We start from the raw sequence: 11,932 nt of genomic DNA on the forward strand, positions 1-11,932 counted from the left end.
CCGGCGCGGCGGCGACCGCCGCGCCGCGCGAGGTCAGCCCCAGCCGAGGGCGTGCAGCTTCTCGTCGTCGATGCCGAAGTGGTGAGCGATCTCGTGCACCACGGTCACGGCCACCTCGTCGACGACCTCGTCCTCGTCGGCGCACACGTCCAGCAGCGCCTCGCGGTAGATCGTGATGTGGTCCGGCAGCACCCCGCCGTAGGTGCTGTCGCGCTCGGTGAGGGCGATGCCCTCGTACAGCCCGAGCAGCGACGGGTCCTCGGCGTTGCGGTCCTCGACGAGCACGACGACGTTGTTCATCGCCGACGCGAACTCCGCGGGCAGCAGGTCCAGCGCGTCGGCCACCAGCTCCTCGAACCGAGCCCTGGTCATCTCCACCGGCACGACCCCAGTTCTACCCCAAACCGGACCGCGCCGGCGTGCTTCAGCGCTCGCCCTCGGCCGGCACGCCCGGCTGCACCGGGGCGGCGTCCTCGGGGGCGGGCTCCTTGTCCACCCGCACCTCGCCCTTGACGCTGCCGGTCACCGGCGCCAGCCCGCTGCCGTCCGGCAGCTGCGCGCTGACCTTGCAGTTGACCTTGCGCGACCCGGCGTCCCAGCTCTCCATCGGCAGGGTGTCCCAGTACGTCGTCAGGCCCTTGTCGCGGACCACGGTCGGCCCGCCCGCGTAGCCGGCGGTCAGCTCGCCGCACCTGGTGGCCAGGAAGTTGTCCTGCTCGGGCACCGCCGGGAAGCCGCCCGGGAACTGCTCGCCGAGGTCGACCACGCCGGTGATCTCCACCGAGTGCAGCTGGGCGCAGTCCACCGGGTCCCACACGGCGGTGCCGTTGATGCCCAGGCAGCGGCCCTCGTCGTAGACGTTGGACTGGTCGATCTTGGAAGCGCTGCCGCTGACCCGGTAGAGCTTGCCGGACGGGCCGGGCTGCTGGAGACCGCAGTGCAGCGTCCGGTCGCCCTCGGCCCAGCCCTGCTCGCTCGGGGTGAAGGCCCCGACCGCGAACCGGCCGTGGGGGTCGAACCGGCCGGACAGGAACTGCGCCGAGACCTGCGTGCAGCGGTCGGTCTTGAGCTGCTGCCACTGCTCGGTGTCCGGGAACGGAGCCTGCGGGCCGAACTCCCCCTTGAGGTCGGCGGTGCCGGTCACCTCGAACAGGTGCGCTTCGCTGCAGGTGACCTGCCGGATGTCGGCGGCGTCGGGCTCGGTCCAGTTGAGGCAGGTGCCCGCCTTGGCGCTGAACACGGCGCGGGGTGCCGGGGCGGAGCCGATCCGGCCGGGCCCCCCGACCCCGTCGCCGCCGGACGGCCAGTTCAGCAGCGCGCTGATCAGCAGGATCAGCATCGCGCCGATGGCGGCCGAGATCATCACCAGCCGCGTGTGGGGCTTCCTGCGGCTGGTCCTGGTGGAGGAGTCGGTGTCGGCCATCGAACACATGATGCCTCGGCGACCTGTGCGCTGCCTGATGCGCTCATCTCGGTTCGAAACCGATTCACGTCATCGTTCGTCACACGGTCGGACACCCCTCCACCATTCAGGTGGGTAATGTTGCTGCTGGGAGTGGGCGATGACCGGAAGTGGCGGACCATTGGCAGACGACGACAAGCCGCAGGGCCAGGAGCCGACGACGACGCCGGGTGACGGCGAACAGCGTCGCGGCCAGATGCGCTACCAGGATCCCGAATCGACGGCGCCGCGCGAGCCCACGCTCGCCGAGCAGCGCGCCAGGATCGCCGCCGAGAAGCGGCGCGAGGAGAAGCAGGCCGCGGAGCTGGCCGAGGCCGAGCGCAAGACCCGCACGCGGCGCCGGGTGATGATCGGCGGCGGTGCCACGGTAGGCGTGGTGGCCCTCGTCGCGGCGTTCTACACGGCCGCGCAGCCGGAGGAGTACACGCAGACCTGCACGGCGCCCAACCCGCAGGGGCAACTGGTCGCGGTGGACGACGAGATGTGCACGGAGGGGTACGCGCAGAGCCACGGAGGCCACTACAACCACTCCACCGGCATGTTCTTCATGCCGTTCTTCATCGGCGGGTCCCCCATCGGGCCGCCCGTGCAGTACCGGCACAGCTACACGCCGAGCGGGACAGCGGCCCCGACGGTCGGCCAGCCGGTGTCGAGCCCGAACTTCACCAAGCCGGAAGGCGCCACCATCAAGGACAGCAAGGGCTCGACCGTCTCGCGCGGTGGTTTCGGCATCAACAACAAGTCCGGTAGCGGGAGCTGAGCGGGTGCGGCGCAGGACAACGCAGCGGCGGCCGGACTGGCAGTCGAAGGTCGAGGAGCTGGGGCTGGTCTTCGGCACGCCCGCGCGTGCCGCGGACGGCTCCCAGCGGCCCTACTGGGACGAGGGCGTGCACTACGAGTTCGGCCTCGACGAGGTGCTGTCGCTGGAGGCCGACGTCGAGCTGCTGCACTCGATGTGCCTGGACGCGGTCGACCACGTGGTCACCACCGAGCGCTACCGCGACTTCGGTATCCCGGAATGGGTGTGGCCGCACATTGCCGAGTCGTGGAAGCGCCACGACCCGCACCTCTACGGCCGCTTCGACCTGCGCTACGACGGGTCCGGCCCGGCCAGGCTGCTCGAGTACAACGCCGACACGCCGACCTCGCTGCTGGAGGCCGCGGTCGTGCAGTGGCACTGGCTGACCGAGGTCCACGAGGGCGACGACCAGTGGAACTCCATCCACGAGAAGCTGGTCGAGCGCTGGGAGGAGATAGGCAAGCAGCTCGGCACCAACGAGGTGCACTTCACCTGGTCGGGTTCGGACACCTCCGGTGAGGACAACCTGACCGCCGCCTACCTGCAGGAGACCGCCGCCGAGGCGGGCCTGGACACCGTCGGGCTGGCCATCGAGGAGATCGGCTGGGACAGCCTGCTGGAGCGCTTCGTCGACCTCGAAGAGGCGCCGATGAGCTCGGTCGTCAAGATCTACCCCTGGGAGTGGATGGTCGACGACGACTTCGGCACCCACGCGGTCAAGACGCTGCCGCAGACGCAGTGGATCGAGCCGCTGTGGAAGATGCTGCTGTCCAACAAGGCGCTGCTGGCGATCCTGTGGGAGATGCACCCGGGGCACCCGAACCTGCTGCCCGCCTACATCGGCCAGCCCGGGCTGCTCACCGAGTACGTGCGCAAGCCGTTGCTGGGCCGCGAGGGCAACAACATCTCCATCGTCGCGCCGGGCTGGGAGACCGAGACCGGCGGCTTCTACGGCGAGGAGGGCTTCGTGTACCAGGCGTTCGACCCGCTGCCCGAGTTCGACGGGATGCGGCCGGCGCTGGGTGCGTGGGTCGTCGGCGACTCCTCGGCCGGGCTCGGCATCCGCGAGACGGCCGGTCTGATCACCGACGACGGCGCCGCGTTCGTCCCGCACCGCATCCCCGACGGGGGCTGACCACCGCCGGGCGCGGCGAGCCCGACCCGGGCAGGGTGCCGTGCGCGGAGGCGGCTAGGCTGACCTGCTGTGATCGACCTGAAGACGCTACGCGAGGATCCGGAAGCCGTGCGCGTTTCGCAGCGCGCCAGGGGCGAGGACGCGTCGGTGGTGGACGCGCTGCTGTCCGCCGACGAGCGTCGCAGGTCAGCGGTGTCCCGGGCGGACACGCTGCGCGCCGAGCAGAAGCAGCTCGGCAAGCAGGTCGGCAAGGCCGCGGGCGAGGAGCGCGAGCACCTGCTCAAGCAGGCCAAGGAGCTCTCGGCCCAGGTCAAGGAGGCCGAGGCCGAGCAGGGCGAGGCCGACCAGGCGCTGGTCGACGCGCAGAAGAAGCTCTCCAACATCGTCGGGCCGGGTGTCCCCCCGGGCGGTGAGGACGACTACGCCGTGCTCAAGCACGTCGGCGTGCCCGGTGAGTTCGACTTCGAGGTCAAGGACCACCTGGAGCTGGGCGTCGCGCTGGGCGCGATGGACATGGAGCGCGGGGCGAAGGTCTCCGGCGCCCGCTTCTACTTCCTCACCGGCATCGGAGCGCAGCTCGAGCTGGCGCTGCTGAACATGGCCGCCGCGCACGCCACGGCCAACGGCTTCACGCTGGTCGTGCCGCCGGTCCTGGTGCGCCCCGAGATCATGGAGGGCACCGGCTTCCTCGGCGCGCACGCCTCCGAGGTCTACCGGCTGGAGGAGGACGACCTCTACCTGGTCGGCACCTCCGAGGTCCCGCTGGCGGGCTACCACGCGGGCGAGATCGTCGACCTCGGCGCCGGCCCGCTGCGCTACGCGGGCTGGTCGTCGTGCTTCCGCCGCGAGGCGGGCTCCTACGGCCGCGACACACGCGGCATCATCCGCGTGCACCAGTTCAACAAGCTGGAGATGTTCGTCTACTGCCGCGAGGAGGACGCGGTCGCCGAGCACGAGCGGCTGCTGGGCTGGGAGGAGGAGATGCTGGCCAAGATCGAGGTGCCCTACCGGGTGATCGACACCGCGGCGGGCGATCTCGGTGCCAGCGCGGCCCGCAAGTACGACTGCGAGGCGTGGATCCCCAGCCAGCAGACCTACCGCGAGCTGACCTCCACCTCGAACTGCACCACGTTCCAGGCGCGGCGGCTCAACACCCGCTACCGGGAGGCCGAGGGGCCGACCCGGATCGCGGCCACCCTCAACGGCACGCTGGCCACCACCCGCTGGATCGTGGCGATCCTGGAGAACCACCAGCAGGCCGACGGCTCGGTGCGGGTGCCGGAGGCGCTGCGGCCGTTCCTGGGCGGGCGCGAGGTGCTCGAACCTACGCGCTGACCTTCTCGGCCACGTCCTTCTCCAGCGTGGCCCGCACGAGCGCGGCGGCGAGCCGGGCCAGGTCGTCCTCACCGACCAGCTCGGCGAGCCGCTTCGCGTCCTTGGGCAGCCCGACCTTCTCGGCGCCGGAGAGGGCCTTCTTGTCGAAGTAGGGGCGTAGCTCCGGCCAGACGGCCTGTGCCTCGCGGCAGAAGATCTCCGCGCCGACCGGTCCCAGGCCCTTGACCTCCTGCAGCTTGCTCTTGAGCGCCTTGATGTCATCTTCGGCTTCGTCGCGGAGCTTGCGCAGGTCTCCCTGGCAGCGGTCGAGCAGGTGCTCGGCGCCGTCGCCCAGCGCGGTCGCCGTGCTCTCGTCGTAGCGGACGTAGTGCCCGCGGCCGAGGGCGTCCACCCGCTGCTGCCAGGTCGCGTCGCGCATCTTGCGCGGGGTGCCGAACTCGGCCAGCTCCCGCGCGGCCGACACCGCGATGCCCGCCTTGATCCGCGTGGACAGCAGCACCGAGAGCACCAGCAGCCGGTACAGCGGAGAGGGCTTGTCCTCGAGCTTGATGCCCGCCTCCTCGGCGTAGGTGGTGCCCGCCTGGTCGAGCAGGTCGCGCACGGCGGTCTTAGTCGACATCGGTGTCCACCTCCCGTTCCGCGTCTACCCGGCTCGTGCCGGGGGCACACTCCGGCCACGCGCGTCGGCGCAGAAGTCGACCTATGGTGGTGGCGTGTCGGACCAACCGGAAACCCCAAGCGGCTCGGCGGGTCAGGCGCTGGCGGGGCTGGGCGGCCGGATCGTCCGCCTGCGCAGCGAGCGCGGCCTCGACCAGGCGACCCTGGCGCGGCGGGCCGAGTTGGAGCAGGCGCAACTGGCCGGTGTCGAGTCCGGCACCGCGACGCCGTCGCTGCCGGTGCTGGCGCAGCTCGCCGAGGCGCTCGGCGTCGGACTCCCGGAGCTGTTCACCGACGCCCGGCCCGGGCCCGCGGCGGTGGTCCTGCGCGGCGACGAGGTGCCGTCGGTCGATGACGGTGGCATGTCGGTGCAGGTCCTGACCCCGCGCGCGGTGATCCCCGGCCTCTACGCGGCGCGGTACCGGCTGTCGTCGGCCAGCTCCGGCGTGCGCCCGGTCCGCCACGTGGGCCACGACTGGCTCTACGTGCTCAGCGGTGAGCTGCACGTGGAGTTCGAGTCGGACTCCACGACGCTGGGGGCGGGCGACAGCGTGAGCTTCAGCTCGAAGGTCCCGCACAAGCTGTCCGCGGCGGGCGGGCAGGACGCGGAGTTCCTCGCCGTCGGCGCGACCCTGCTCGCGCCGACCTGACGCCGGTCACCACCAGCGTTCCAGCACCTGCGCCACACCGTTGTCGTTGTTGGTGGCGGTGACCTCGTCGGCGACCGCCAGGGCCGCCTCGTGGGCGTTGCGCATCGCCACGCCGTGCCCCGCCCAGGAGAGCATCGAAACGTCGTTGGGCATGTCGCCGAAGGCGATGACGTCGGCCTGGTCCACCCCGAGATCGGCGGCGACCGAGCGCAGCCCGCTCGCCTTGTCCACACCCGCGGCGGAGAACTCGATCATCCCGGCGCCGGTGGAGTAGGTCATCTCCAGGCGGTCGCCGACGACCTCCTCGGCGATCGCTGCCATCTGGGCGCTGTTCATCCGGTCGTGCAGCACCAGCAGCTTCACCGCGGGCTTGCCGACGAGCTCGTCGGGGGCGGCGACGTGGATGTCGGAGTTGGGCCAGACCTGCCGGAAGTCCTCCTCGGCGAGGAACTGCTCGTGCACGCGGTCGTTGGCGCCGCCGGTCGTGCGCTCCACCGCGACGGCGCAGCCGGGCATCTCGTGGTGCAGCTCGTGGACCACGTCGTGCAGCGTCACGGTGTCGATCTCGGTGCTCGCGAGCACCGCGTCGGCGGTGGTGTCGTAGAGCACGGCGCCGTTGGCGCACACCGCCACCCCGGACACGCCGAGGCCGGCCACCACCGACGGCATCCAGCGCGGTGGCCTGCCCGTCACCAGCACGAAGGGGACGTCGTCGGCCATGACCCGCCGCACCGTCGCGGCGGTGCGGGAGCTCACCCGCTCCATCGAGTCGAGCAGCGTTCCGTCGACGTCCGAAGCCACCAGGCCAGGTTTGCGCACGGCACCATCCTGCCCGGTCGGGGCCGCGCACCGGACGGGGGTCCGGCCACGTCCCCGCCGCAGTCGATCACCCGATACGGTCAGAGGCGTGCGCGTAGGAATCGTGATTCTGCCCGAGCACCGTTGGTGGGCGGCTGAACCGCTGTGGCGGATGGCGGAGGAGTACGGCTTCGCCCACGCCTGGACCTACGACCACATCGGCTGGCGGCCCGGCCTGGAGCGGCCGTGGTTCGACGCGGTCACCACGCTGACCGCGGCGGCGACGGTGACCAGCACGCTGCGCATCGGCACCTTCGCGTCGTCGCCGGACTTCCGCCACCCGGTGCACTACGCCCGCCAGCTCACCGCGCTCGACGACATCTCCGACGGCCGCTTCACGCTCGGCCTCGCCGCAGGTGGCGTCGGCTTCGACGCGCACGTGCTCGGCGGCTCGGAGCTGCCCGCGAGCGCGCGGGTGGACCGCTTCGCCGAGTTCGTGGAGGTGCTGGACCAGGTCCTGGTGCACGACAGCACGACCTACCGCGGCGAGTACTTCACCGCCGTCGACGCCCGGCGCGCGCCCGGCTGCGTGCAGCCGCCCCGGATGCCGTTCGCCATCGCCGCCAACGGCACGCGGATGATGCGTCTGACCGCCAGGTACGGCCGGGGCTGGATCGCCGCGGGCGGCTACACCGACGACCTGAACACCTGGTGGCGCGCGGTGGCCGACCTGTCGATGCGCTTCACCGACGTGGTGGCCGAGGAGGGCGGCGACCCGGCGCGCATCGACCGGTACCTGTCGCTGGACGCGGCGCCGGTCTACTCGCTGTCCAGCGTGGAGTACTTCCGCGAGGTCGTCGGCCGGGCCGATGAGCTGGGCTTCACCGACGTGATCAGCCACTGGCCGCGGCCGGAGGAACCCTTCGCGGGCAAGGAGTCCACAGTGGAGGAGATCGCCTCCGAGGTGCTGCCGGAGCTGTGACCCGGCTCGCCCGGTCCCGCGCTCAGCCCAGGGCGGCGGAGCGGATCTCGTCGAGCCGGTCGTAGGCCAGCTGACCTGGGCAAAGCGTCTGCCCGACATCGCGGTGGGCGAAGATCGCAGGCAGCCGGACGCCCGCGCCCGGCGGGTGCAGCGACCCCTTGCCTCCGGTCGACACCAGCTCCACCGCGGAATCCGGCGCGACCCCCGACTCGCGGAGCTTCCAGCCGATGATGGCGCCCGTGGCGGTGAGCGCCTCGGAGGTGGGGACGACGTCCTGGAAGCTGCCGAGCATCGCCACACCGAAGGTGTTCGGGTTGAAACCCATGGCGTGACCGCCGATCACGTCGCGCTCCAGCCCCTGCGCCCGGCCCTCGAAGATGGTGCCGCACTTGTCGACCAGCGCGTGGTAGCCGATGTCGCCCCAGCCCAGGTGCACCGCGTGGTACTCGAAGATGCCGCGCACGATCGCGGCCGAGTCGGCGCAGCCGTAGTCGTTGGTGCCCGCCGTGTGGTGCACGACCGCCGCCCTGGTCTCGGTGGGCTGCGGCGTCCACGTCATGCTCCGCTCATCGGCGCCCCAGTCGGCGCGCCGCACCAGTGGCGGCGGTGCGGACGCGTGCCGCGGCGTCGCGACGGCGGACGACGGTCCGGCCGCGGACGACGGCGCCTCAGGGAGCGACGACGGCGCGGCGGTGGGTTCGGGCGTCGGGTCCGGCGCCGGAGCCCCGGGAGGCGGCGCGGCGACCGGCGCGCTGCCCGCCGACGGCCGGAGGGCGACCAGCCGCAGCTCACCGGTCACGTCGTCGCCACCGCGGGTGGCCCGGACCTGCACCCCTGTCGTGCGGCCGGTCCACACCGGCTCGCTGCCCCGCGCGGAGGTCAGCTCGGCGTCGGTCCAGGTGCCCCAGCCGCCCTCGGTCAGCGGCCGCAGCTCGACGCGGTCGGGTGCCTCGCCGGACCAGGTGAGCCCGACCATGCTGAACGGCTGGTCGAGGCGCACCTCGCGCTCCCCGCCGCGGCTCGGCGAATCACCCAGCGGCACGACCACCGTGCCGGTCGGTGCTTCCGGCGGCTCGGCCCGGACGGTCGTGGCCAGTGCGGCGGTCAGCAGCAGGACGCACGGGAAGGTCAGCCCCAGACGCATGGCGGCACCTCAGCTCGCTCTCGGCGGACCTGGCGAGTATCGAGTGCCGGATCGGGGGCCGCCGAGCGTGCGAACCCCGACGAGTGACCCGCTACGCGGGCAGGTTGGGTCGGCCGTGTGACGGCGCGGGCTCGTGCGTCACCGCCTCCGGCGGCCGGTGGATCGGCGGGTGCATGCGGAAGTGCGCCACCGCCGCTGCGATCAGGAACGCGATTCCCAGCAGCGTGTAGGCGTTGCCGACGACCTGCTGCGAGAACGTCCAGTCCAGCTCGCGGTCGCCGGTGTTGGGCAGGTACCACTGCGGGCCGGCCAGCACGGTCAGCGCGCCGAGCCCGGTCGAGAGCAGCACGCCGTGCCAGCGGTGGCGCACCGACATCGCGAACAGCAGCGCCAGCAACGGCCCGGCCCACACCCAGTGGTGCGACCAGGAGATCGGCGAGACCAGCAGCACCAGGACCGCGTTGACCATCAGCGCCAACGGCACGTTGCGCACCCGCAGCGCGTAGCGGATGCCGAGCACGGCCAGCGCCAGCAGCACCAGCGAACCGGCGACCCACAGCACGTTCAGCGGGAGCCCGGTCAGTTCCTGCTTCGCCAGCAGGCTGCGCAGGGTGAGGTTGCCCGCGTAGACGGTGCCCAGGGAGTCGCCGGTGGACAGCATCTTGTCCAGCCACCAGTCGGCGGAGTCGTCGGGCGCGGCCAGCAGCCCCAGCAGGACGCTCGCGGCGAAGGTGACGCCGGCCATCGCGGCGGCGCGGAAGTCCCGGCGCAGCAGGAACAGCAGCAGGAAGCCCAGCGGGGTCAGCTTGATCGCCGCCGCGATGCCGACGAGCAGACCGCGCGGCTACCGGGTGCGCGGCAGCAGGCAGTCGGCGGCGACCAGCGCCATCAGCACCAGGTTGATCTGGCCGTAGTTGAGCGTTTCCCGGGTCGGCTCGATCAGTGTGAGCAACGGCATCAGCACCGCGGTCGCCACCGCGACCTGTCCCGCGCGGTTGGCCAGGTAGGTCGACGAGCGCGCGAGCGAGTACGCCGTGACCAGGATCGCCAGGTGCGAGCACACCGCGACGGTCACCACCGCCGCGTCCGAGGACATCCAGGTAAGCGGAGTGAAGAGGATCGCGGCGAACGGCGGGTAGATGAACGGCAGCGTGCCGGAGTCGGGGCTCTCGGGCGTGAGGTCGTCGCCGTACACCTCGAGGCCCGTCAGCCACGCGCGGGCACCGAGCCGGTAGATGTCGGTGTCCATGTAGCCGCGGGTGTCGATCCAGTGCACGAACCAGATCGACAGGATCTGGAGGACGATCGCCGTGGCCAGCAGGTAGCGCTCGCGCGTGCGGGTCACGCCTCGATCACCCTCCAATATCGGTTCCCGGTACCTCCGCGGTCCCGGCGGAGCCCGTGCGGGACTTCGCGGACCCCGTCAGACCCTCCTGGACCTGGGAAGAGGTTCCGGGGGTTCGCGGGCTCCGCCAGAGCCACCGGGGCCTCCGCGAAGCCGTCGTCGATGCGCGGGAAGCCCTGCGGGGTGTCCGAAGCCCCACCGGGGCCCCGATGCTACCCGCTACGACTCACCGGCGAGTCACCCTTCAGCGGGGCGCGGGCGCAATCTCGACGACGAACAGTGCTCATTTCCTCACCCGACGTGGTTAAACAACTTGCCGTGGCCAGCGGAAAGGCATGGAAAGAGGTGATCTCGACACGCCCAGTAGCGATGTGTACCGCCTAACGTCAACGCGGTTTCGGAGCGGAGGTCCGTCCCCGCTACCCTCGTCGACTGTGAGCTTCGCAGGCTATGACCTGATCGTTGTGGGTTCCGGCTTCTTCGGACTGACGATCGCAGAGCGCACCGCGACCCAGCTGGACAAGCGGGTGCTGGTGCTGGACCGACGTGACCACATCGGCGGCAACGCCTATTCGGAGGCGGAGCCCGAAACCGGTATCGAGGTGCACCGCTACGGTGCGCACCTGTTCCACACCTCGAACAAGCGCGTGTGGGACTACGTGAACCAGTTCACCGACTTCACCGACTATCAGCACCGGGTGTTCACCAGGCATCAGGGGCAGATTTACTCGATGCCGATGAACTTGGGCCTGCTGTGCCAGTTCTTCGGCCGCGCGTTCACGCCGGACGAGGCCAAGGCGCTGGTCGCCGAGCAGGCAGCCGAGATCGACACCGCTGACGCGCAGAACCTCGAGGAGAAGGCCATCTCGCTGATCGGCCGTCCCCTCTACGAGGCGTTCATCAAGGGGTACACGGCCAAGCAGTGGCAGACCGACCCCAAGGAGCTGCCCGCGGGCAACATCACGCGGCTGCCCGTTCGCTACAACTTCAACAACAGGTACTTCAACGACAGCTACGAGGGTCTGCCGGTCGACGGCTACACCGCGTGGCTGGAGAAGATGGCCGAGCACCCGAACATCGACGTGCGTTTGAGCACGGACTACTTCGACGTGCGCGGCGACCTGCCCGAGGGCGTGCCGGTGATCTACACCGGGCCGCTGGACCGCTACTTCGACTACGTCGAGGGCGAGCTGGGCTGGCGGACGCTGGACTTCGAGACCGAGGTCGTGAACACCGGGGACTTCCAGGGCACGTCGGTGATGAACTACGCCGACGAGGAGGTGCCCTACACCCGGATCCACGAGTTCCGGCACTTCCACCCGGAGCGGGACTACCCGAAGGACAAGACCGTGGTGGTCCGGGAGTACTCGCGGTTCGCCGAGAGCGGCGACGAGCCGTACTACCCGATCAACACGCCCGAGGACCGCAGCAAGCTGGAGGCCTACCGCGAGCTGGCCAAGAAGGAGGCCAAGGAGCGCAAGGTCGTCTTCGGCGGACGGCTCGGGACCTACAAGTACCTGGACATGCACATGGCGATCGGTTCGGCACTGAGCATGTTCGACAACAAGATCGCCCCGTATTTCACCGAGGGCCGTTCGCTGGACGGCTCCCTGGAGGACTGACGC

At 70.9% G+C, this 11,932-nt stretch carries 11 protein-coding genes and 1 pseudogene; 6 read left to right on the forward strand and 6 right to left on the reverse strand.

Going from position 1 to position 11,932, the window contains the following annotated elements:
• Nucleotides 1–33: 33 nt before the first annotated feature.
• Nucleotides 34–384 (reverse strand): metallopeptidase family protein, encoded by a 351-nt coding sequence (locus tag HUO13_RS00765; RefSeq protein ID WP_211899609.1) that lies wholly within the window; start codon nt 382–384, stop codon nt 34–36.
• A 40-nt stretch (nt 385–424) separates the two neighbouring features.
• Nucleotides 425–1,423, reverse strand: a complete 999-nt coding sequence (locus HUO13_RS00770; RefSeq protein ID WP_211899610.1) for a septum formation family protein — start codon at nt 1,421–1,423, stop codon at nt 425–427.
• A gap of 139 nt (nt 1,424–1,562) precedes the next feature.
• On the opposite strand from HUO13_RS00770, the gene HUO13_RS00775 reads away from it, so the two are divergent.
• From HUO13_RS00775 to serS, 3 genes are all read left to right on the forward strand, one after another.
• A complete protein-coding gene (locus HUO13_RS00775; RefSeq protein ID WP_249124366.1) occupies nt 1,563–2,222 on the forward strand; it encodes a hypothetical protein in 660 nt (219 codons plus the stop codon).
• Nucleotides 2,223–2,226: 4 nt separating this feature from the next.
• Nucleotides 2,227–3,396, forward strand: coding sequence for a glutathionylspermidine synthase family protein (locus tag HUO13_RS00780; RefSeq protein ID WP_211899611.1), 1,170 nt, complete (start codon nt 2,227–2,229; stop codon nt 3,394–3,396).
• 69 nt (nt 3,397–3,465) lie between these two features.
• Entirely contained in the window at nt 3,466–4,731 is a 1,266-nt protein-coding gene (gene serS, locus HUO13_RS00785; protein ID WP_211899612.1) for a serine--tRNA ligase, read from the forward strand.
• Here the strand turns inward: serS and HUO13_RS00790 are convergent.
• The gene (locus HUO13_RS00790; protein WP_211899613.1) at nt 4,721–5,350 is read right to left on the reverse strand and encodes an endonuclease; all 630 of its coding nucleotides are present in this window, start codon (nt 5,348–5,350) and stop codon (nt 4,721–4,723) included. The genes serS and HUO13_RS00790 overlap by 11 nt on opposite strands.
• Nucleotides 5,351–5,444: 94 nt before the next feature.
• Here HUO13_RS00790 and HUO13_RS00795 point away from each other — a divergent pair, with 94 nt between their 5' ends.
• Nucleotides 5,445–6,038 (forward strand): helix-turn-helix domain-containing protein, encoded by a 594-nt coding sequence (locus HUO13_RS00795; protein WP_211899614.1) that lies wholly within the window; start codon nt 5,445–5,447, stop codon nt 6,036–6,038.
• Between the two features lie 6 nt (nt 6,039–6,044).
• On the opposite strand, the gene HUO13_RS00800 is transcribed toward HUO13_RS00795, so the two are convergent.
• Nucleotides 6,045–6,857: an HAD family hydrolase gene (locus HUO13_RS00800; protein ID WP_211899615.1), complete on the reverse strand. Its 813-nt coding sequence runs from the start codon at nt 6,855–6,857 to the stop codon at nt 6,045–6,047.
• A gap of 88 nt (nt 6,858–6,945) precedes the next feature.
• Between HUO13_RS00800 and HUO13_RS00805 the strand changes: the two genes are divergently transcribed.
• Nucleotides 6,946–7,818, forward strand: a complete 873-nt coding sequence (locus HUO13_RS00805; protein WP_211899616.1) for an LLM class flavin-dependent oxidoreductase — start codon at nt 6,946–6,948, stop codon at nt 7,816–7,818.
• 22 nt (nt 7,819–7,840) lie between these two features.
• Here the strand turns inward: HUO13_RS00805 and HUO13_RS00810 are convergent, their stop codons facing one another.
• Both HUO13_RS00810 and HUO13_RS00815 read right to left on the reverse strand, forming a co-directional pair.
• Nucleotides 7,841–8,962 carry a peptidoglycan recognition protein family protein gene (locus HUO13_RS00810; RefSeq protein WP_211899617.1) on the reverse strand — a complete coding sequence of 374 codons (1,122 nt, stop codon included), beginning with the start codon at nt 8,960–8,962 and terminating at the stop codon, nt 7,841–7,843.
• Nucleotides 8,963–9,053: 91 nt separating this feature from the next.
• A pseudogene (locus HUO13_RS00815) lies at nt 9,054–10,211 on the reverse strand (glycosyltransferase 87 family protein).
• Between the two features lie 530 nt (nt 10,212–10,741).
• On the opposite strand from HUO13_RS00815, the gene glf reads away from it, so the two are divergent.
• Complete coding sequence (gene glf, locus HUO13_RS00820; RefSeq protein WP_211899618.1) at nt 10,742–11,929, forward strand: UDP-galactopyranose mutase; 1,188 nt, start codon at nt 10,742–10,744, stop codon at nt 11,927–11,929.
• The last annotated feature ends 3 nt before the right edge of the window (nt 11,930–11,932 follow it).

This window comes from Saccharopolyspora erythraea (assembly GCF_018141105.1).
GTDB classification, from domain to species: Bacteria; Actinomycetota; Actinomycetes; order Mycobacteriales; family Pseudonocardiaceae; genus Saccharopolyspora_D; species Saccharopolyspora_D erythraea_A.